Annotated in this window: 17 protein-coding genes and 1 pseudogene; 12 read left to right on the plus strand and 6 right to left on the minus strand. The window is 63.8% G+C overall.

Translation table 11 applies throughout. The annotated features are described in order from the left end of the window. Positions 1-230: 230 nt before the first annotated feature. On the minus strand, positions 231-977 hold the full coding sequence (locus GGR17_RS04240; protein ID WP_037204957.1) for a methyltransferase domain-containing protein: 747 nt from the start codon (positions 975-977) through the stop codon (positions 231-233). 62 nt (positions 978-1,039) lie between these two features. Between GGR17_RS04240 and gloB the strand changes: the two genes are divergently transcribed. Together gloB and clpA are read left to right on the plus strand one after the other, a co-directional pair. Further along, complete coding sequence (gloB, locus tag GGR17_RS04245; protein ID WP_054537960.1) at positions 1,040-1,807, plus strand: hydroxyacylglutathione hydrolase; 768 nt, start codon at positions 1,040-1,042, stop codon at positions 1,805-1,807. A gap of 185 nt (positions 1,808-1,992) precedes the next feature. After that, positions 1,993-4,326, plus strand: a complete 2,334-nt coding sequence (clpA, locus tag GGR17_RS04250; protein WP_037204953.1) for an ATP-dependent Clp protease ATP-binding subunit ClpA — start codon at positions 1,993-1,995, stop codon at positions 4,324-4,326. Between the two features lie 36 nt (positions 4,327-4,362). Here the strand turns inward: clpA and GGR17_RS04255 are convergent, their stop codons facing one another. The 3 genes from GGR17_RS04255 to GGR17_RS04265 all read right to left on the minus strand — a co-directional run bounded on the left by GGR17_RS04255 (position 4,363) and on the right by GGR17_RS04265 (position 8,080). Then, on the minus strand, positions 4,363-6,246 hold the full coding sequence (locus GGR17_RS04255; protein ID WP_054537959.1) for a peptidoglycan -binding protein: 1,884 nt from the start codon (positions 6,244-6,246) through the stop codon (positions 4,363-4,365). A gap of 4 nt (positions 6,247-6,250) precedes the next feature. Next, positions 6,251-7,438, minus strand: coding sequence for a hypothetical protein (locus tag GGR17_RS04260; protein WP_054537958.1), 1,188 nt, complete (start codon positions 7,436-7,438; stop codon positions 6,251-6,253). Between the two features lie 90 nt (positions 7,439-7,528). Further along, the gene (locus GGR17_RS04265) at positions 7,529-8,080 is read right to left on the minus strand and encodes a gamma-glutamylcyclotransferase (protein WP_054537957.1); all 552 of its coding nucleotides are present in this window, start codon (positions 8,078-8,080) and stop codon (positions 7,529-7,531) included. Positions 8,081-8,144: 64 nt separating this feature from the next. Between GGR17_RS04265 and GGR17_RS04270 the strand changes: the two genes are divergently transcribed. Beyond that, the gene (locus GGR17_RS04270) at positions 8,145-9,128 is read left to right on the plus strand and encodes a DUF2125 domain-containing protein (RefSeq protein WP_054537956.1); all 984 of its coding nucleotides are present in this window, start codon (positions 8,145-8,147) and stop codon (positions 9,126-9,128) included. A 579-nt stretch (positions 9,129-9,707) separates the two neighbouring features. Here the strand turns inward: GGR17_RS04270 and GGR17_RS20615 are convergent. Both GGR17_RS20615 and GGR17_RS04275 read right to left on the minus strand, forming a co-directional pair. After that, a pseudogene (locus GGR17_RS20615) lies at positions 9,708-9,842 on the minus strand (IS5/IS1182 family transposase); the annotation flags it as partial. A 132-nt stretch (positions 9,843-9,974) separates the two neighbouring features. Continuing rightward, positions 9,975-10,724: a GntR family transcriptional regulator gene (locus GGR17_RS04275; RefSeq protein ID WP_054537955.1), complete on the minus strand. Its 750-nt coding sequence runs from the start codon at positions 10,722-10,724 to the stop codon at positions 9,975-9,977. Between the two features lie 168 nt (positions 10,725-10,892). On the opposite strand from GGR17_RS04275, the gene GGR17_RS04280 reads away from it, so the two are divergent. The 9 genes from GGR17_RS04280 to GGR17_RS04320 all read left to right on the plus strand — a co-directional run bounded on the left by GGR17_RS04280 (position 10,893) and on the right by GGR17_RS04320 (position 20,142). After that, positions 10,893-11,897: an aldo/keto reductase gene (locus GGR17_RS04280; RefSeq protein WP_054537954.1), complete on the plus strand. Its 1,005-nt coding sequence runs from the start codon at positions 10,893-10,895 to the stop codon at positions 11,895-11,897. Positions 11,898-12,205: 308 nt separating this feature from the next. Continuing rightward, on the plus strand, positions 12,206-13,252 hold the full coding sequence (locus GGR17_RS04285; protein WP_054537953.1) for a carbohydrate kinase family protein: 1,047 nt from the start codon (positions 12,206-12,208) through the stop codon (positions 13,250-13,252). Further along, a complete protein-coding gene (locus GGR17_RS04290) occupies positions 13,249-13,830 on the plus strand; it encodes a TIGR00725 family protein (protein ID WP_052071238.1) in 582 nt (193 codons plus the stop codon). The genes GGR17_RS04285 and GGR17_RS04290 overlap by 4 nt, the downstream gene beginning before the upstream one ends. Positions 13,831-13,894: 64 nt before the next feature. Continuing rightward, positions 13,895-14,962: a BMP family lipoprotein gene (locus GGR17_RS04295; RefSeq protein ID WP_054537952.1), complete on the plus strand. Its 1,068-nt coding sequence runs from the start codon at positions 13,895-13,897 to the stop codon at positions 14,960-14,962. Next, entirely contained in the window at positions 14,959-16,575 is a 1,617-nt protein-coding gene (locus GGR17_RS04300; RefSeq protein WP_054537951.1) for an ABC transporter ATP-binding protein, read from the plus strand. The genes GGR17_RS04295 and GGR17_RS04300 overlap by 4 nt, the downstream gene beginning before the upstream one ends. After that, positions 16,572-17,801 (plus strand): ABC transporter permease, encoded by a 1,230-nt coding sequence (locus GGR17_RS04305; RefSeq protein ID WP_054537950.1) that lies wholly within the window; start codon positions 16,572-16,574, stop codon positions 17,799-17,801. The genes GGR17_RS04300 and GGR17_RS04305 overlap by 4 nt, the downstream gene beginning before the upstream one ends. Continuing rightward, entirely contained in the window at positions 17,798-18,721 is a 924-nt protein-coding gene (locus GGR17_RS04310) for an ABC transporter permease (RefSeq protein WP_054537949.1), read from the plus strand. The genes GGR17_RS04305 and GGR17_RS04310 overlap by 4 nt, the downstream gene beginning before the upstream one ends. 27 nt (positions 18,722-18,748) lie before the next feature. Further along, positions 18,749-19,810, plus strand: coding sequence for an aromatic ring-hydroxylating dioxygenase subunit alpha (locus tag GGR17_RS04315; protein WP_054537948.1), 1,062 nt, complete (start codon positions 18,749-18,751; stop codon positions 19,808-19,810). A gap of 146 nt (positions 19,811-19,956) precedes the next feature. Next, positions 19,957-20,142, plus strand: a complete 186-nt coding sequence (locus tag GGR17_RS04320; RefSeq protein ID WP_157445498.1) for a hypothetical protein — start codon at positions 19,957-19,959, stop codon at positions 20,140-20,142. Positions 20,143-20,379 lie beyond the last annotated feature (237 nt).

Here is a 20,379-nt window from a genome sequence, read left to right on the forward strand (position 1 = left end):
TTGCCGCAGGGCGCGACAAGGGGCAGCTCTAGCTGCGCACCCGGTCGGGTACGCTTCCGAAATCGGCGTGGGTGTAGCAGAGCATATCCCCCCCGGCAACCGTCATGAACACCGATCTGATACCACACTGAGGACCAAATGTGACGGTTTGGCGCTAACATTCCGCTCTGCGACTTTCTGGCGCGACATGAGGGCCCGGCGATTCCCCGAAATTCGTGCCGGACGGACGCTCAGACAGGCTCTGCGCCGGGCTGCGTCACCCCTTCCAGAACCCGCATCGGCCGCGCCACCCCCTCTTCCACGCCGGTGCCGGTTGGCCGGTAAACCCGCTTGGACGCCTCGACCATCAACACACCGCCGGCGAAATAGCCGCTGATCTGCCGTCCGGCCTTTTCCAGCATCGGCGCCGATTTCAGCCAGAACCGCTTGCGGCTCGGCGGGGTGTAGAGCGCGGCGCGGTGGCATTCGGGCTGAAACCCGTGCTGTTTGAGCTGCCCTTCAAGCTGGCCGAGCGAATAGGGGCGCCCGAACCCGAAAGGCGTCACATCGCGCCGCGCCCACAGGCCAGACCGGTTGGGCACGATGAACAGCGCCCTTCCGCCCGGCCCCAGCACCCGCGCGCATTCCTCCAGCAGGGCCGAGGGATGCTCGCTGGTTTCCAGCCCGTGCAGCAGCACCAGCTTGTCGGCCAGCCCGTTGGGCAGCGGCCAGCGGGTTTCCTCGGACAGGACAGAAACATTGGCGGCCCCCGCCGGCCAGGGCATCACCCCCTGCTGGCCGGGCATCAGCGCCACGACCCGCCGCGCCTCGGGCAGATAGGGCCGCAACAGCGGCGCGGCAAAGCCGAAGCCCACCACCGTCTGCCCTTTTGCCTCGGGCCACAGGGTTTTCACCTGATCACGGATTGCCCTTTGCGCCACGCGCCCCAGATTGGTGCGGTAGTAGAAGTTCCTCAGATCAAGCACGTCCAGGTGCATTGCGGCCCGCCTCGGGATCGGCAACAGTTGAGGGCAGAATAGCCAAGCGGAGCCAGAATGCCATGCCTCTTGAGATCATCACCCTGCCCTGCCTGAGCGACAATTACGCCTATCTGCTCCACAATCCCGAAACCGCGGAGACCGCGGTTGTCGACGTGCCCGAGGCCGGGCCGATCCGGGAGGCGCTGAAGGCGCGGGGCTGGCGGCTGACCGATATCCTGATCACCCACCACCACGCCGACCACATCCAGGGCGTGACCGAACTGCGCGCCGAAACCGGGGCCCGCGTCATCGGCGCGGCGGCCGATGCGCACCGTCTGCCGCCGCTGGACCTCGCCGTGAGCGATGACGACAACCTGACCGTTTGCGGCGAGCTGGCCGAGGTGCTGGATGTGTCGGGCCACACCGTCGGCCACATCGCCTTCTACTTCCCCGACGCGGGCGCGGTGTTCACCGCCGACAGCCTGATGGCGCTGGGATGCGGCCGCGTGTTCGAAGGCACGCCCGACATGATGTGGGCCAGCCTGTCGCGCCTGGCGGCGCTGCCCGACGACACCATGGTTTATTCCGGCCACGAATATACGGCGGCCAACGCCCGCTTCGCCCTGACTATTGAACCGGACAATTCAGCGCTTATCTCACGGTCGCAGGCGATAGGATCGGCCCGCGCGGCCGGCAGACCCACCGTCCCGTCCCGCCTGTCGGACGAACGCGCGACCAACCCCTTTCTGCGCGCCGGATTGCCGGAAATGAAACAGGCCGTCGGTTTGGCGGGGCACCCCGACGCAGAGGTTTTCGCTGAAATCCGTCGGCGAAAAGATCAATTCTGAGCCACAGGCCAAGGCCGGAGCGCAAAAGAAACGCCCATTTTTTGCGCCCTTGCGCAACCTGTGATCGGAATTGAAGAGAAAAGACTTGAAGCACGGCCTTAAAAACCGAACCTTAAAGATATGAGGCCACGGTTGAGGACGGGCCCGACAGCCCCCCTCGGCCCTACAGGAAAGGAGCACGCCACGTGCCTTCGTTTTCAAACACTCTCGAGCAAGCCATCCACGCAGCCCTCGCGCTGGCCAATGCCAGGCGCCATGAGCTGGCTACACTGGAACACCTGCTGCTGGCCCTGATCGACGAACCCGACGCCGCCAAGGTGATGCAGGCCTGTTCGGTCGATCTGGAAGAGCTGCGCAAGACCCTGGTGGAATTCATCGACGAAGAGCTTTCGACCCTCGTGACCGAGATCGAAGGCTCCGAAGCCGTGCCCACGGCCGCCTTCCAGCGCGTGATTCAGCGCTCTGCCATTCACGTTCAAAGCTCGGGCCGGACCGAAGTGACCGGCGCGAATGTCCTTGTCGCCATTTTTGCCGAACGCGAGTCGAACGCGGCGTATTTCCTGCAGGAGCAGGACATGACCCGCTACGACGCCGTGAATTTCATCGCCCATGGCGTCGCCAAAGACCCGTCCTTCGGCGAAACCCGCCCGGTTTCCGGCGCGCCTGAGTTCAACGAGGAAACGCAAAGCAACGGCTCTCAGCCCGACGACGGGGATGCAAAGGAATCGGCCTTGTCGAAATATTGCGTGGACCTGAACGCCAAGGCGCGGGAAGGCGATGTCGACCCGCTGATCGGGCGTGAGCTCGAGGTGGAGCGCTGCGTGCAGGTGCTGTGCCGCCGGCGCAAGAACAACCCGCTTCTGGTGGGGGATCCCGGCGTTGGCAAGACCGCCATCGCCGAAGGTCTGGCGCGCAAGATCGTCAAGGGCGAAACGCCCGAGGTTCTGCAACACGCCACGATCTACTCGCTCGACATGGGCGCGCTGCTGGCCGGAACCCGCTATCGCGGCGATTTCGAGGAGCGGCTGAAGGCGGTGGTGACCGAGCTGGAAAATCACCCCGACGCGATCCTGTTCATCGACGAGATCCACACGGTGATCGGCGCCGGCGCCACCTCGGGCGGGGCGATGGATGCCTCCAACCTGCTGAAGCCCGCGCTTCAGGGCGGCAAGCTGCGCTGCATGGGATCGACCACCTACAAGGAATTCCGCCAGCATTTCGAAAAGGACCGCGCCCTGTCGCGCCGGTTCCAGAAGATCGACGTCAAGGAACCGTCGGTCGAGGATGCGGTGAAGATCCTGAAAGGCCTGAAGCCCTATTTCGAGGATCATCACCATATCAAATACACCTCCGACGCGATCAAGTCGGCGGTCGAGCTTTCGGCCCGCTATATCCATGACCGCAAGCTGCCCGACAAGGCGATCGACGTGATCGACGAGGCCGGCGCGGCGCAGCATCTGGTGGCCGCCGGCAAACGCCGCAAGACCATCGGTGCGAAAGAGATCGAAGCGGTGGTGGCCAAGATTGCCCGCATTCCGCCCAAGAACGTCTCCAAGGACGATTCCGCGGTGCTGAAGGATCTGGAGCCATCGCTGAAACGCGTGGTCTTTGGTCAGGACAAGGCGATCGAGGCGCTGTCGTCGGCGATCAAGCTGGCCCGCGCCGGGCTGCGGGAGCCTGAAAAGCCGATCGGCAACTACCTGTTCGCCGGCCCCACCGGCGTCGGCAAGACCGAGGTCGCCAAACAGCTGGCCGATACGCTGGGCGTGGAACTGCTGCGCTTCGACATGTCGGAATACATGGAGAAACACGCCGTTTCGCGCCTGATCGGCGCCCCTCCGGGCTATGTCGGGTTCGATCAGGGCGGCATGCTGACCGATGGCATCGATCAGCACCCGCATTGCGTGCTGCTGCTGGACGAGATCGAAAAGGCGCATCCGGATGTCTTCAACATCCTGTTGCAGGTGATGGACCACGGCAAGCTGACTGACCATAACGGCCGTCAGGTGGATTTCCGCAACGTGATCCTGATCATGACCTCGAACGCGGGTGCCGCAGAACAGGCCAAATCGGCCATCGGCTTTGGCCGCGACCGGCGCGAGGGCGAGGATACGGCGGCGATCGAGCGCACCTTCACGCCCGAGTTCCGCAACCGTCTGGACGCGGTGATCAGCTTCGCGCCGCTGCCCAAGGAGGTCATCATGCAGGTGGTCGAGAAATTCGTCCTCCAGCTTGAGGCCCAGTTGATGGACCGCGACGTGACCATCGAGCTGACCCAGCCCGCCGCAGAATGGCTGGCCGACAAGGGCTATGACGACAAGATGGGCGCGCGCCCCCTGGGCCGTGTGATTCAGGAGCACATCAAGAAGCCGCTGGCCGAGGAGCTGTTGTTCGGCAAGCTGGCCAAGGGCGGCGTCGTGACCGTAGGCGTCAAGGACGGCAAGATCGACCTGCTGATCGAAGAGCCGACCAAGCGCCAGATCTCTTCGAAAAAGCCCCCGCTTCTGACGGCGGAATAACAAACAGCGGGCGGCGGAAACCCCGCCGCCCGTCGCTCAGCGTTCGGTCAGTTTCAGTTCGATGCGCCGGTTCTGCGCCCGCGCCTCGGACGTGTTTTCGCTATTCACCGGCTGATATTCCCCGAACCCGGTCGCGGCCAGCCGCTCGGGCGGAAAGCCAAGCGCATCGGTCATATAGCGCACCACCGCCAGCGCCCGGCCCTGGCTCAGCTCCCAGTTGTCGCGATATTTGCCCGTGCCCAGCAGCGGCACATTGTCTGTGTGGCCATCCACCCGAATGATCCAGTCGATCCCCGCGGGAATCTCGTCGGACACGTCGCGCAGAATCTCCACCACATTGGCAATCTGCGCCTGCCCCCCCGCCGACAGCTCGGCCGAGGCCGATTCGAACAGAACCTCCGACGAAAAGACGAAACGGTCGCCCACGATGCGCACGCCTTCGCGGCCAGCCAGAACCTCGCGCAGGCGGCCGAAGAATTCAGAGCGGAAATTCTCCAGGTTCTTCGCCGTTTCCGCCAGGCGCCGCGCCTCTTCCTCCAGCCGCTTGCGTTCGGCCGCCTCGAGTTCGGCCCGCGCGCGCTGTTCGGCGGTGACCTGAACCAGCGCCGCGTTCAGGCGGCTGCTGAGCGTTTCGATCTGAACATTGGCGTCGGAATTGCGCGCCGCCGATTCATCGAGAAGCGCCTGAAGCGAGCCGAGCTGCGCCCGCAGCGCCGCCACCTGCTGGTTCAGCAGCGCCAGCTTGCGCTGGCTTTCGGCCGATTTCGCCTGCTCCTCGTCAAGCGCCCGATTGGCCGAGGCAAGCAGCACGGCGCGCTCTTCGGCCTCGCTCAACCGTTCCTGGGCCACCTGTTCAGCGGCCAGCTTGGCCGCCAGCGCGGCGGCAAGCTGGCGCTGAATATCGCCCGCATCGCCCGATGTACCGCGCAGCGCCTCAAGCTCGGCCTCGGCGCGGGCAAGCGCCTCGGCCAAACCTTCCTGCTCTTGCGACGCCGCCGCCAGATCTTCGCTCAGCTGCGTGCGCGCCAAAACGGCGGCCGCAAGCCGCGCGTCCAGATCCCGTTCGGCAGCCTGCGCGGCGGCAAGCATCGTCAGCGTTTCCTCGGCCCGTCGGCGCTGCTCTTCCAGCGCCAGCGTCATCGCCGTCAACTCATCCTCGGCGCCTTTCAGCCGGTCGCGCAGGGCCTGCGCCGCCGCCGCCTCGGCCAGCCTTGCCGCCTCTTCCTCTGACAGCTGGTTTTCCAGCGCGCCGATCCGGTCACTCAGCGCCGCATTCGCCTGCCCCGCCTCGTCAGCGCCACGGCGCAGATCGGCGATCAGCGCCTCCAGCGCCTCGCGCCGGGCGGCGGCAAGCCGCGCGGCCTCGGCCTGGGCGTCAACCTCATCGCGGGCCTGCGCCAGCGCCAGCTGCAACTGCTCCTGCTCGGTCAGCAGGCGGCTGCGATCCTCTTCCAGCGTGGCAAGCTGTTCTTCCAGCGCGAGGCCCCGGTTCCGCGCGGCATCGCGCTGCGACAGCAGGCTGGCGACCTGCGCCTCGAAATCCGTGATCCGCGCCCGTGCCGTGGCCAGATCAGACGCGCGCGCGTCAAGCTGTGACGTCAAGGTCGCGATCAGCGCCGATTGCGCCTCGGCCTGGATACGGGCGGTATCCAGCTCTCCGCCCAGCTGCCCCACTTCGGCTTCCAGCTGAAAGCTGTGCTGCTGCTCCAGCCCCAGCGCCTCGGCCAGGGCGGCCAGTTCGGCGTTCAGTTCTGTCAGTTCCGTTTCCTGCCCGGCGATGGTTTCGCCCAGCATGAACTGCACCACCATGAAAATGGTCAGAACGAACATCAGCACCAGCAAGAGCGCCGTCATCGCATCGACGAAGCCCGGCCAGATCGACGCCTGAAAACGGTTGCCGCTGCGTCGGGTCAGGGCCATGGGCCTATTCTCCCGGCTCGCCGGTGGCCTGGCGGATCGTGCGGGTCAGCGTCGCGAGATCGCCGCGCAGATCGGTCAGGGTTTCCTGCCGCCCCGCCGAAATCTCCTCGAGAATCCGCAAGAGCTGCACGTCGATCGAGCGCAGGCGCATCCGGCTTTCGGCATCCACATGCGGGTTCACATCCGTGTCTTCGGCGGCGCGCCCTTCCAGGGCTGCAATCATCCGCTCCTGTCCTTCGGCAAGCCGGGCCAGCGCGGTGGCCGTGGTGCCGGCCGCGGTACTGTCGGCCTCGATCCGGGTGGTCAGCCGCTCTACCGCGTCGGCCACCTGCCCCAGCCGTTCATCAACCATCGCCCGACTGACGTCGGATTGGGTGAACATCGCCTGCAGCGCGTCCATCTGCCCGGCCATCTGTTCCAGCACGCCGGAGGCGAAACCGGCCTCGCCCCCGTCGCCATCGCCGCTGGAAAAACCCAGCGTCGTAATGGTCGACAGCCATTCCTCCAGTTCGCGGTAGAACCGGTTCTGGCCATGGCCCGCGAACAGCTCCAGCAACCCCACCACCAGCGAACCGGCGAGCCCCAGAAGAGAGGATGAAAACGCCGTGCCCATGCCGCCCAGTTGCGCCTCGAGCCCCGACATCAGCCGTGCGAACACATCAACGCTGGTTTCGCCATCGCTCGGCGCGAGCGAGCGGATGGTTTCGACCACCGCCGGCACCGTGGTGGCAAGGCCGTAGAACGTGCCCAGAAGGCCCAGGAATATCAGCAGGTTGACGATATAGCGCGTGATGTCGCGGGCTTCCTCGATCCGCGTGGCGACCGATTCCAGGATCGACCGTGACGAGGAAGAGCTGATCTGCATCCGCGCCCCCCGGCTGCGCAGCAGCGCCGCCAGCGGCGCCAGCAGGCGCGGCGCGCGGGTCATCTGGTGCCCCGGCCGTTCGGCCGCGAAACCTTCGATCCAGTGGACGGAGGAAATCAGCTGAAACACCTGAAAGAAACAGGCCAGCACCCCCACGACGAAGACCAGAAGGATGACACCGTTCAGATAGGGGTTCGACAGGAACACCGGCCCGACGCGCGGATAGGCCACATAGGCCCCGAAAGAGAAAAGCCCGACCGCCACCAGCATCAGAAAGATCTGGCGGACGGGTTGGGAGAAATGTGGTTCTGCCTCGCGGTCGGTCATATCTGCTGGACGGGCCCTGACCCTGATATTGTTGAAAAAACACTAGGGGATGCGCCGCGCCGCGACAACACGCAATCGCACGGCGCCGTGTCAGGCCTCCGAACCTGTTGTGATTTCGCGCACCCGGCGCGTCAGCCAGCTCAGTTCGGCATCCTCGATGCCAAGCTCGGCCAGATGGGCGGCGGTGTTATAGAGGTATTCGGTGTTCGCCCCGCGCCCGCCGACGGCCCGCGCAATGATGCCCGCCTGCTCTTCCAACGGCAATCCGCCGCAATATTGCACATGGTCGGGATCGATGATGAAGGTCAGCGCCCGCACCTGCGGGCCGCCGCGCAGATCCAGCGGCAGCTCCGCCTCCAGATAGGCCGAGGAAATCAGCTCTCGCTCCTGCAGATAGGCGACGGTCGCATCCTCGGCCCCCGGTGCGACGCGAAAGGCCAGCCCCGTGCAGGCCGCGCCAGCCGTGGCATCAAGCGCCAGAACGAGCCCCGGTTCATCCGGTGTTCCGCGATGATGGACCGAGCGCATGCAAAACGAGCGGTGGTAATCGGCCAGCCGCGCGATCTGTCGTTCGGCCACGGCAAAGCCGGGGTTCCACATCAGTGACCCGTATCCGAAAACCCAAAGCGGCGCGCGCGGCATGTCTCTGGCCCTCTCTGCTCCGGCCCTGTAAACACCAGCAGGCCGGGAAGGAAAAGGGGCGACCATGCGAAGACTGATCGGGCTTGTCGTGCTGGCCGCCGCGCTGTGGGGCGGTTACTGGTTCGTGGCCGCGCGCGGGCTGGAGGCCGGGCTGCGCGCCTGGCTGAACGGCACGGGCGGCACTGGCTGGCAGGTCAGCTATGACAAGCTGGCGGTGCGCGGTTTTCCCAACCGTCTGGACACCACGCTCGACAACGTGCTGGTCGAGGGTGACGGGTTCTTCTGGCAGGCGCCGTTCCTGCAGGTCATGGCGCTGAGCTATCGGCCCAACCATGTGATCGTCGTCTGGCCGCATGAACAGCGCCTGAACACGCTGCTGGGCGATTACGCGATCGCCAGCGCCGATATGCGCGGCAGCGCGGTGTTCCGGCCCAGCACGTCCCTGGCGCTGGATCACTCCGGCTTCGTCGTCAAGGCGCTGACCGCGCGCAGCGGCAACGCCGACGTTCTGACCGCGCAAAACGCCCGTTTTGCCACACGCCTTGCCCCCGACCGGGTTGATGCGCATCGGATCGGGGCGGAGGTGACGGGGCTCGTCCCCTCGGCCGCGCTTTTGGCCCGGCTTTCGCCGGACGGGCGCCTGCCCGCGCTGATCGAACGGCTGAAGATCGACGCCACCCTGAGCTTTGACCGCCCGCTGGATCGGTTCGCGCTGGAACAGCCGCTGACGATTACCGAAATCGGGCTGGAGCAGGCCCTTCTGGAATGGGGCGATATCGGGCTGGATGCGTCAGGCGAACTGAGCGTGGGCCAGGGCGGTCTGCTGGATGGCACGCTGCGGCTGGGCGTGACCAACTGGCGCCGGGTTCTGGCGCTGAGCGTGGAAAGCGGCGCGCTTGACCCCGACACCGCCGCCCAACTGGCCCGCGGGCTGCAGGCGCTGGCCCGTGGCGGCGATGACCTCGACCTGCCGCTGAGCGTTCGTGAAGGGCACGTCAGCATGGGGCCGATCCCGCTCGGCACCCTGCCGCCGCTGCGCCTCGACTAGCGGCTCAGAGGCACGGGCCTCAGCGGCATGAAGGTGCGGTGACGCGCCAGATGCTGGAGGATCGGGTTTTGCGTGGCATTGATCCCATGACCGGCAGCAGAACAGACGGCATAACAGGACGCCGCCATCGTCGCCCACCCGTAGCCAGCCGAATAACTTCCGAAGCAAGTTTTGTCGCTGCCGATAGCGTTATTCGCCGCAGTCGGGAGTCCCGATTGGCAGGGTGGCAGGGTCTGGCATGGGCTCCCCGCCTGTCTCCGCCTTCTGGCTCCATCCCTTCGACTGACAATCCCCTAATCCGGTTCGGCCTCCTGCGCGCAACCCCGCGCCAGCCCGGGCCGATGACCCTGAACCGCGCCCAGTTCGAGGCGCTGTTCGCCGGGCTGGACTGGCGGCGGGTGCGGTCCCTGGAGGCGCTCCGCCCGGCTGTGGCAAAATGACTCAGGGGCGGGAAAGCCTGCCTGCCGACCGAGGGCGCCATCGCGCATGTGCTCGTCACCAAGTTCGCCGACCATCAGAAGTTCGCCGACCATCAGTCCCGCTGTCGGCATATCTGCGGGCAGAGCCGCAGGTAGGCGAACGGGTCAGTGCGATCCAGAGACGGCCTTCCGTCGAACAAAGCCGGCCGAACTGGGCATCAAGGCTGGCCAGCGCCTCATTGCCGACCTGACGGATCGTGCAAAGCGGGTGCTTGGCCGGGACGCGCTCTTCCAGATCGAATTAGCTGAACAGCGAACCGCTCGTCTCATCCGCCCCACACATCCCAACCCCGTCTTCACCGTCAATAGGCTGAATTGCGTTCCCAGATCGCTGCCGAGTAAGGATTTTTCAGCCTCCTGCCAACCGTTAGATATTTCCGACATTCAAAGACAACATATCCAATCTCAGAAGATATTTCGCCAGAAAGACCGGCTTACCGTTCCGCCTCAGCACTGTGGTCAGTGTGACCAGAGGCACGTCGCGATCAATATCTTTGAAACCTGCGCGAGATCGGCCGCCTGATGTGGCTTTCGACAAGCGCCAAAGGGTCGCGACACATTTTGAGCGGAACTTCGGCCCGAGGTCGTGGAGCAAAGTGGCGGGCGGTGCGCCGGCGTCAATCGGACGCGCGCCTTTCAATACCTCCGTCGTGACAACCTCCAGTGCCGACGCAATCGGTTCGTCACCCTGCAAAAATAGGGTCTCGCGCGCTATCACCTCATTGCAGTCTGGTGGGGTTTCCAACAGGTTGCGACTCCAGCTTGTTGGCGCGAGTGGCCCGTGACGCACGACGCGCAGGCTCATTTCTCCGGACACCGAAAGCATTTGTTCAAGCGGTGCGTTGAAGGCCGGCGGATTGCTTCCCGGCTGCGCAAGTTGACGTCGCCGCGGATCGACGGCGCGTTCGATCACCCCATCTTCCTCAAGCAACCGCAGCGCCTCGCGCAGGACCGTTCGGCTCACTCCGAGATCTTGTGAAAGCTGAAGTTCGGGCGGAATGAGCGCACCTGGCACGGCATCCTTGCGCAATACATCGACGAGTTGATCATAGACCTGAACCGATAACGCGCGGCGATCCTTGACGCGCTGAAACTGCAACTGCTGATCCTCGGGCATGCTCAATCCTTCGTCCCCCTGCCGCATTAATCATAGCGCCCACCCCCAGACAGAACAATCGCGCCATACATCGCTAGCAATGAATGCCCATATACTATTGTTGAACAATGAATGAAAAGATGCGTTACTGCAAACACCGCCCCACGCGCCGCAACAGGAGACACGCATATGCAAACGCAGACTTTGGGCACGTCGGACCTTTCCGTATCGCAATTCGGTCTGGGTACCATGTCGCTGCTCACTTCGAATTCCGAAGACGAGGCAATCCGCCTCGTTCATCGCGCACTCGACGCGGGTATCACTCTGATCGATACTGCGGATATCTACAACGATGGCGCGGTGGAAGAGGTCTTAGGAAAAGCACTCAAAGGCCGTCACGAAAAGGTGGTGCTGGCGACGAAAGTGGGACTGCCCATGCAAGGAGATCCAACCCGTTCAGGGGGCGGGCGGGCGTGGATCATCCAGGCGGTCGAAGACTCGCTACGCCGCCTCGACATTGATTCCATCGACCTCTATCAACTGCACCGCCCCGACCCCGAGACTCCACTTGAAGAGACCCTTCAGGCCATTGACGACCTGCGCCGCACAGGCAAGATCCGACATGCAGGCACTTCGGTGTTTCCTGCAGAGATGCTGGTGCGCACGCAATGGGTGGCGACACAGATGAGCCTACCCCCTCCGGTCGCTGAACAGGCGCCATACTCCATATTAGCAAGGGGGATTGAAGGTGAAGTTCTGCCCACCTGCCGCCGCTACGGCCTCGGGGTCCTGGCGTGGAGTCCCCTCAATGGCGGGTGGCTGACTGGAAAATACCGGCGCAACGAAGCCGCACCGAAGGGCTCACGCGCTGCAAGCGGCAACCCCTTCATCCGCGCTGATGACGCAGCCAAACTCGGCCTCGTGGAGCAGCTACGTGCGTTGGCCGAAGCGGCAGGCCTGTCCCTGATGCGAATGAGCCTTGCCTGGACCCAGGCACATCCCGATGTAACGAGCACCCTGATCGGGCCGCGCACCGAGGCGCAACTTGACGCCTTGCTCGGCGCCGAAGACGTCCGCCTCGATGAAACTCTGCTCGACGCGATCGACCGCGTGGTGGCGCCGGGCGTCAATGTCGACCCGCGCAATGCGGGCTGGGTGCCGGAAGGACTCGCGCGCGAGAAGCGCCGCTGCTGAGCCCAGTGAGCGCGTGACAGAAACTCGCACAACGGCGCGCATAATGACTCATCCACGCAGACCGCACATGAATCCCGCCCCACCCCCAGCTTCGCCAAAAAATCGACCTCCAATGGAAAATCCCGCCGAACTGTCGCGTGAAAAATGGGCGCCTTACGTCTGATGTTGAAGAATTCAGACAGGAAAACATTTCATTGTTGAACAATGGATTTTTAGAGCCCCCTGATATTAACACCTGAATGTGCAGCCCCCCCGGGGAGATCACCAAGGCCCGTGCGCTGCCACAAGACCCCGACAGGACCACACAGATGACTAACATCTCTCCATCAGGGCTCGCCATCGTCGGCTCGTTCAGCATTGACAGCGTGCTGACTCCGACCGGCCGCGCCCTGCCCGCCAAACCCGGCGGCAATGCGCTATGGTCAGCGATGGGCGCGTATCTGGGCGGCAGGACGCCGCATCTCGTCGCCCGGGTCGGGCGAGATTATCCCCCACAGGTGCTCGATCGGCTCGACAACGGCGGGTTCGACCTCTCGGCGCTAGTGCACCTTGAGTGCGATCATCCTGTGCGGGTGAGCTATGCGCATCGTCCTGATGGCGGGCGGCTGCACCCGGTCCCGGCCTCGCTTCTGGCCCATCTGCCGAACACGGACCGAGCGGCCTTTATCGATACCACCGGCGCGCCAGAAACTTTGGTTCTGGGGGCGCCCGCGCCTGCGGACATTCCAGAGGCCTGGCTCGACCGGGTGGCGTTCTGGCATCTGCCGCTCCTACCACTCGAACGTCACCGCGCATTGGTCGCGCTCTTGGCGCAGGCACGAGGCGTGGTGCAGACCGACTGCCCTGCCCGCCATGAGCTCGTGGGCGATCCCTTTGCCAGGCTTGCGCAGACCCTGCCCAAACTTGATGTGTTCCTGCCCTCCACTTCTGATCTTGAGGTCGTCGCCCCCGGTCTGGCGCCGCGCGACGCGCTCACGGCTTTCCGTGCGCACGGCGCGGGCACGGTGGTGCTCAAGGCAGGGCCGGAAGGCGTCTTTGTTGATGACGGGGGCCAGCGCATTCAGCTTGACGCCTATCTGGCAGACCCCATTGACCCGACGGGGGCAGGCGATGCGTTTTGCGGCGGATTTCTGGCCGGACGCGTGGGGGGGGCCGATTTGATAGAGGCCGCCGCGCTTGGTTCCGCCTGCGCTTCTTTCGCGCTGGCAACGGCCAATCCGCTCGACCTGTTCGAGGTGGATCGCGCCGCAGTGAACGCGCGGGCGCGCATATTGCTCAAGACCGCCCGCCCCCTGCCACCAGAAGCGCGCAGCACAGAGGGCATGGTCGCGACAATCACAGGAGATCGGAAATGACCCGGATGATCACGGTCGGCCTTATCGGCCGCTCGGCCCGGCCCGGCGAGCAATTGCCGCCCGCACTTCTCGACGCTTCCGAAGAGATCGGGCGTCACGTGGCAAATGCGGGAGCCGCTTTGATCACGGGCGGCACGGGCGGCGTGATGGAGGCGTCATCCCGCGGCGCGAAATCCGCCGGCGGCCTGACCGTTGGCTTTTTGCCCTACGGCGATGCGGAACGGGCAAACGCGTATGTGGATCTTGTCTTTCCGACCGGCATGGGTACGCTGCGCAACGTGCTGACGGCGCGGGTGTGCCACAGCCTGATCATGATTGGCGGAGGCGTTGGAACGCTCAACGAACTTACCGTCGCTTATGACGCTGGCGTACCTGTCGTGGCGCTCGAGGGCCTCGGCGGCTGGTCGGATCGGCTGCGTGAAACCCTCTATGACGGCTGTTACCTCGATGAGCGACGCGTGCTTCCCGTGAGCTTCGCGGCAACCCCACACGAGGCGGTCGAGATCGCCCTTCGCCGCGCCGACGAGCCCCGCAGCGGCTCGAAACTCGAAGCCCTCACCGGGTGGGCCGGCGGATGACCAGGCCCGACCAGCCCATATTCTCGGCAATGCTTTCCTTTTTCCACAGCCAATGGAGCCTCTCATGACGACTGCCTTCTCAGCATTTCTCGCCACCGGGGGCCGCATCCACCGTGCCGCTCTGTTTTCACTCGCGACGGTGGCCACGAGTGCGTTCATGCCGCTCGCCGCGCAGGCCGGAGATGCGCCGATCTGGACGATGATTACCGATCAGAACGGGTTGGGAGATCACGGGTTCAACGACCTCGCCAAGCTTGGGCTCGACAAATCCGTCGAAGCCTTCGGCGGGCGCGCTCAGGTGATCCAATCCACCGACCAGTCGCAATTCGTTCCCAACCTGCTCCAGGCGGTGGCCGGCGGGTCCACCATGGTGGTGGGCGTAGGCTCGCTTTTGAACGATGCGCTGACCGAGGTGGCGTCCTCCAGGCCCGACGCGCATTTCACCCTGATCGACGCGGTGTCGACCGACGACGACGGAACACCGCTGCTGAATGTGGCAAGTGTCACCTTTCGCGAACAGGAGGCGGCCTTTCTTGCCGGGATTGTTGCGGCTATGACGTCAAAAACCGGCCATATCGGCTTTGTCGGCGGCATGGAAACCCCGCCGGTGGTGCGCTTTCTCGCGGGCTACAAGGCCGGGGTTGCCACGATCGACCCGAAGATCAAGGTTTCACATGCGTTTGTCGGCTCCTTCCGCGATCCGGCGAAGGCCAAGGTGTTGGCCGAGGGCATGTTTGACAGCGATGTGGACGTGATTATGGATGTTGCAGGCGGCGGCGGGCGTGGGATTTACGACGCGATTATCGCCGAAGGCGCGGATCACTGGGTCATCGCAGCGGATACCTGCAAGGGCCATCTGGCACCTAACAATTTCCTGACCTCCGCAGTGAAGGACGTCGCGGGCGCGGTGTTTTACGAAAACAAGGCGGTGCACGAGGGCACCTTCGAGGGCGGGCCGCAAAGCCTCGGCCTTGCCGAGGGGGCTGTCGGCCTCTGTGCCGACAACATCGACACGCTTCCAGCGGAAATTCTGGCAAAGGTGGACGCGGCCAAAAACAAGATCACCTCTGGCGAAGTCACCCCGCCGGACACCTACGAAGCGCTCGACGCGTTCGTACCCGCGCAACTGTGAGCCTGGAGCCCCCCCTCTGCCCCGCAGCCATCCGGCTGACGGGCATCGACAAGCGGTTTGGCGCGGTCCACGCCAATCGCGCTATCGATCTGACCGTTCAGTCCGGCTCGATCCACGGGCTGTTGGGCGAGAATGGCGCTGGAAAATCGACACTGATGAAGATCCTCTTCGGCATGATCCACGCCGATGCCGGCATGATCGAAATCGACGGTGCGCCGGTTACCTTCCGCTCGTCGGCAGAAGCGCTCGGGGCTGGGATCGGCATGGTGCAACAGCATTTCAGCCTGATTGGCGCGTTCAGCGTGACGGAAAACCTCATCATGGGGCGGGCCACCGGATCACTTGCCATGAGGATGGTGCGCCGGCTCGATCTGCCCCGCGCGGCGCGGAGGGCACAGGAACTCTCGGACTGTTTCGGCTTCGGCATCGACCCTTTCGCGCGGGTCTCGACGCTCTCGGTCGGAGCGCGGCAAAAGGTAGAAATCCTCAAGGCGCTCTGGGGCGGCGCGCGTACGCTGGTACTCGATGAGCCAACCGCCGCGCTGTCGCCTCCCGAGGCCGAGGAGCTCTATGCACTGCTCGACCGCTTGCGGGCCGAGGGAACGACGATTGTCCTGATCAGCCACAAAATGCCGGAAATCATGCGCCTGTGTGACCGGGTGACAGTGCTACGCGACGGGGCCGTTGTCGGTGAAGCAGAGCTTTCCGGCAAAGACCTTGCTCGCCCAGCGGTACGTCAACTGATTGAGGCTCATCTCGTCCAGATGATGATCGGGCGCGGCAATCCCGAACTCCCCCAGCGGGCGCCGAAGGAAGGGCCGCTGATCCTTGATGTGCGCGGTCTGACCGACGGAGTGCAATTCGGCCCGCTCGATCTCAAGGTTCATGGCAGCGAGATTGTTGCGGTTGTGGGAGTCGAAGGGAACGGACAGAGCGAATTGGTTGACCTGTTGATGGGCTTGCGCAAGGCCACCGATGGCCTCATCGCCATCGACGGGCACAATGTGATCGACTGGTCGACCCAGCGCCGCCTTGACGCCGGGATCGCGCACATTGCCGAAGACCGCCATGCCACCGGCGTGGCCGACGGGATGAGCCTGATCGACAACGCCTCCATCGGCTTCGTCGACGGCAAACCCTTCAGTACCGGGCCGTGGTTCCTCTCACTGCGCCAAAGGCGGCTGTTGACCGAAACCCTGATCGAAAGGCACCAGGTCCGCCCGCCCGCCGCCGACATTCCGATGGCGAGCCTCTCGGGTGGCAACCAGCAGAAACTCGTGGTGGGGCGCGAACTCGCGCGCGCGCCCCGCCTCTTGATCGCGGCCCAGCCTACGCGAGGGCTCGACGTTGGCTCTACCTCTGCGGTACATCGCGCGCTGTTGGATCTGCGCGCGGGCGGCAGCGCGATCCTGTTGCCGAGCCTTGATCTGGCCGAGGTTTTCGCAATTGCCGATCGGCTCGTCGTGCTGCGCAAGGGGCAGATCGTGGGTCGGATGACCGCCGCACAATTCGAGATCGATCAGATCGGCCGCTGGATGTCCGGCAGTCAGGGTGACCCGGCGCCCGGTCCCCCATGCCCGGATGCACCAAAACAGATGGACACTGCCTTATGAGCTCCAAACGCCCCGCCCTTCCACGCAGAGGCACGGCGCGTCTCGATCCTATCATTGCGGAGGCGCTAGATGCCCGCAACACCACACCACTTACGCTAGGGGCCTTCGCGGCGCTGACGCGCGACCGGGCGCGCACACTTGGTGCGCGAGCGTTGGTATTTGTCCTCACGCTGGGGGCGTCGATGCTCTGTGCGCTGCCATTTCTGCTGCTCTCCGGCGCTGATCTTGGCGTTACCGCGCGGGCCTTCTTTATCGGTTCTCTCGGCTCTCAGTTCGCACTGGCCGAAACGCTTGTCCAGATGATCCCCCTTCTGATCGCCGGGCTGGCGGTGGCGTTCTCCTTTCATGGAGGGTTGTTCAACATTGGCGTGGAGGGCCAGCTTATTTTTGGGGGGCTGGTCGCGGGGGTGATCGGCGCGAAACTTGATGTCTCCCCGGCGTTGCTCACGTTTCTGTGCCTTTCGGGCGGGATCGCTGGCGGCGCATTTGCCGCGCTGATCCCGGCGCTGCTGAAAGCCTATCGTGGCGTTCACGAGGTCGTCACCACGATCATGATCAACTTTGTCGCGGTCTACGTCGCGCTTTACGCGGTCTCGCCGAAGGGGCCATTCGTTTCTGCGTCCCAGCCTTCGGCGACCGATAAAATTCCACGTGACGCGCGCCTCTCGGTGATTTGGGAGGGTACGCGCCTGCATTCAGGGCTGATAGTTGCGGTTGCGGCGATGATCGGGGTCTGGTGGCTACTCTACCGCACACCTTTGGGCTTTCGTATCCGCCTGATGGGTGCGAACCCCGGCGCGGCGCTGGCAAGCGGAGTTTCGGTGGCACGCATGACCAATTCGACGCTGCTCATTTCCGGCGGGCTTGGTGGATTGGCCGGTGCGGTCCAGGTGCTCGGCGTTTATGGGCGATTCTTCGATGCCTTTTCAGCGGGCTACGGCTATGACGCCATCGCGGTTGCGCTGCTCGCCGCCCTGTCACCAATTGCAATGATCGTCTCTGCTTTTTTCTTTGCCATGCTCGACTCCGGCGCGGTTCAGATGCAGGCAGTCGCCGGCATCAGTCGCGAGATGGTCGGCGTCGTGTCTGGCCTGGTTGTCGCCTTTGTCGCAATCCAACCCGCGATCGTGCATTTGAGCGGACGGATTCAACGTGGCAACCGACCACCCGAAGCAGACCCGAGCAGCACTCAATCCCTTCCCCTGGCGAGTGGAGAGAACAGATGAGCGAATTCATTACCTTGTCCCTCTTCGCCTCAACGCTGCACCTGTCGGTCCCGGTGATCCTGCCGATGCTGGGCGGCCTTTTGTGCGAGCGTAGCGGCGTGGTCAATATCGGCCTCGAAGGAATGATGCTCAGCGGCGCCTTTGGCGCGGTGGTCTTTTCTTATCTGACCGGCAACCCGTGGCTTGGCCTTGGCGGCGCAGTGCTCTCCGGGCTCATCAGTGGTGGGATGCTCGCGATCATGTCGGTGCTCCTTCGAGGCGATCAGGTGATCAGCTCGACGGCGATCAATCTGATCGGTGCCGGTCTGACCGCAGCATTGGTGCCAATTATCTGGGGTATCGACGGGACAACACCGAGCGTGCCAAAAATACCGACCTTACCGCTTCCCCTTTTGCCGCAGCTGCCGGTGATCGGGCCGCTTTTGGGGGAACTGTCGATGATTGACGTGCTCGCCTTCGCACTGGTCTTTATCGTCTGGTGGGTACTGATGCGCACCGATGTCGGGCTGCGCCTGCGCGCCTGTGGCGAAAGCGCCGCCGCCGCCGATGCCGCCGGGATCGCGGTAACCAGGGTCCGCATCGCCGCGGTAATCCTCTCGGGCGTTCTGGCCGCGCTCGGGGGCGCCTACCTGTCCATTGTGACGCTCGATCTGTTTCAGGCCTCAATGACCCAAGGGCGCGGGTTCCTCGCGCTCGCGGCCATGGTCTTTGGCAAATGGAGGGTGGGACCGGCCTTTCTTGTCTGCCTCGGCTTTGGTCTCGCCGATGCGGTGGCGCTTCGGGCCCAGATCTTTACCGACGAACTGCCGCATGATCTTCTGTTTGCCCTTCCCTATCTGCTGGCGCTCGTGGCGCTGGCAACCTTCGTCGGACGCGCCTCCGGGCCGGCCGATGTCGGCAAACCGTTCCGCCGGGCCTGACGCCCCCCCTCAAAAGGAACTCTCGCAATGTATGTCAGCGAAATTCCCACCTTGCGCGACTACTGGTATCCAGTCGCCTACAGCGCCGACCTGACCGATGCGCCGCGTCCTGTGCGGCTGTTGAACGATGTTTACGTGATCTGGCGCGCGACCGGTGGCAAAGTCGCCTGTGCCGTTGACGAATGCCCCCATCGCGCCGCGCGCCTGTCGCAGGGCTGGGTCGAAAACGGCCAGCTCGTGTGCCCTTATCATGGCTGGGCGTTTGACGGCACGGGCGCTTGCACCCGCATCCCGCAGAACGACCCTGAGAGGCCGATTCCGCCGCGCGCGCGCACGCTGCCGATGCTGGTCGACGAGAAATACGGGTTGGTCTGGCTGTGCGTCGGCATGCCCCGCGCCGATATCCCAACTCTCGAGGAGGCCGAAGACTCCGGCTTCACCCTGATCCATGAGATGATGGAGATTTGGGACACCTCAGCGCCGCGGGTGATCGACAACGCGCTCGACATCTCCCATGTGGCCTGGACGCATCGAAACACCATCGGCGACAGCAACGCCTCGCAATTCGAGAGTTTCGAAATCCATCGTGATGGCCATCACCTCTCCGCCCGGATCAGCTATCGCGCGCGGATCACCGAAGCGCTGCGCAGGAACACGGGCCTGACTGGCGATTTTACCACGCGCGTGACTAATTCCGAACTTGTCCAGCCGCTGATGTACAAGGACGTGATGGAGTATGAAAACGGGCTGCGTCATGTGCTCTACAAGACCGCGACCCCGGTAGATGACAGCCACACATTGTTTTGTCAGTTCATCGCCCGCAATGACGACCCGGACGCCGAAAAGATCGCGGGCATCGTCGCGCTCGACCGGCGCATTCAAGCGGAGGACCGCAAATTGCTTGCCGGTGTGAGGCCCGAATTTCCGCTGGATATCCAGACGGAAATGCACACACGCGCGGATCGGATGACGGTGGAATACCGCAAGATCCTCGCGGAGCTCGCCGCCGAAAATTCCGACGTGACCCCGGACGAAGCTTGGGCGCGCCCTTTCCTTTCCACAGTCAAAGCACAACGCAGCCGTCGCTGATGCCTTCCCCTCATGGAGGGCAGCAGAATGCTGGAGCATGCCCAAGCGTCGGTTTTTTTTGCAAGAACACGGCTTTCCGAGGGAGCTATACCTGCAAATCAACGGCTTGGGAGGGGCCGTTCCACCTGATCGCGCGGATGCATAGCGTGTGGCTGGACGCAGGTTCGTGCGTGGTGGCCGAGACCGCCGAGTTGGTGGAATACGTCTTCGACCGTTTGCCCGATGAGACGCACGACGATGCCTTAGAGCTGCATATAACCGGAGACGCACAAAAGCGTCTGACGCAAGCGCTCATCAGACAGTTTAAGGCGATTTTACACGGGCCGGTGTGAAAGCTCACCTTGTGTTTTAGCGAATTACGTGCGCTCGGGCAAAACATCTCTCATACGTCCGGGTGAAATTGTCGAAGATTTTGCCCTGAAACCCTGTATTGCGGAAAATCCCCGCCCCCACCAACTCCCCTTTCTCCTATTTTTTAGTTTAATTTTGCTTTCCACCATAAATTACTAGAAACTCATTGCGCAATTTATCCGAATAATGCCAATTTTTCATCACCATAGCCGGTGATT

Source organism: Actibacterium naphthalenivorans (assembly GCF_014196965.1).
Taxonomy (GTDB): Bacteria; Pseudomonadota; Alphaproteobacteria; order Rhodobacterales; family Rhodobacteraceae; genus Actibacterium_A; species Actibacterium_A naphthalenivorans.